The 877-nt window shown below is 37.3% G+C and carries 1 protein-coding gene; it reads right to left on the bottom strand.

What is annotated here, in order from left to right; translation table 11 throughout:
* Positions 1 to 97 precede the first annotated feature (97 nt).
* A complete protein-coding gene (locus tag HKD24_RS15430; RefSeq protein ID WP_228124492.1) occupies positions 98 to 580 on the bottom strand; it encodes a hypothetical protein in 483 nt (160 codons plus the stop codon).
* Between the last annotated feature and the right edge of the window lie 297 nt (positions 581 to 877).

An 877-nucleotide genomic window follows, 5' to 3' on the forward strand; every position in this document is an offset into this window, starting at 1 on the left:
CAGATGCGCCGCATCGCAACCCGCTACGACAAAACAGCATTGTCCTTCATGAGCTTCCTCAACCTCGCCGCCGTAAGGCTTTGGATCAGGTCTTTTGTCAACGTGACCTAGATACAATTTCAAAAGCCTCCTCAACGTCTGCTCGCTTAATGGATATTGCATCCGCTCCAAAGCATTTTATGAAAAACTCATCTTTTCTTTCAAATAGATCTGGGTAAGCTTTTAGCAAAGCTCTTATATTACGTCTGTTTCCATGTTTAAGAGCGTTTGCGATGTTCTTTATTTTTTCAATCTTCTCGTCGATTTCATAATGTTTGGATATTCTTGTTTTAAGTGCATTATACTGCTGAAAATCACTATACTGAATTTTCCTCTCTTTGCCTTCTGCGAGTTCCTTTCCTATTATTATATCGAACCAATATCTCTCCCAAAAATGATATATGTTTATAATAGTATTTTTGTTTATACTACCTATAACGTCAATGCATATTCCTTTATGATAATGTAGTTTTTCTTCTTCAGGAAACAGAATTGTAATCGTTGCGTCGCCTGAAATTAAAGGCGTCTCTCTGACCCACATTTTACACTTAAATTATACGCGCCGATTTCTCGTTCAACTTCAGTAAGCTGTTCTTCGACAGGTTTAACGGTTTTTTCATATATTTCTCTGTATCGAGATATTTTTGATAGATACATATGATTAGATAAATTAAATTCATCAGAAATTATCTTGCACTCCTTTTGAGATAACTTTTTATATTTTGATCACTCTAGGGCCTGTTAGCACTTGAAACACTTCCCATATTATAGGGATGGAAGAAGGAGACGGAACAGGCACTTTTACGGACGAGACATGGGCGATCTGGGAGCCTCTGAT

It is taken from the genome of Gluconobacter vitians, from assembly GCF_015244565.1.
Taxonomy (GTDB): domain Bacteria; phylum Pseudomonadota; class Alphaproteobacteria; order Acetobacterales; family Acetobacteraceae; genus Gluconobacter; species Gluconobacter vitians.

Bases quoted from the DNA above. Each gene is read 5' to 3' on its own strand.
- HKD24_RS15430 (WP_228124492.1), bottom strand. From the start codon at position 580: ATGTGGGTCAGAGAGACGCCTTTAATTTCAGGCGACGCAACGATTACA.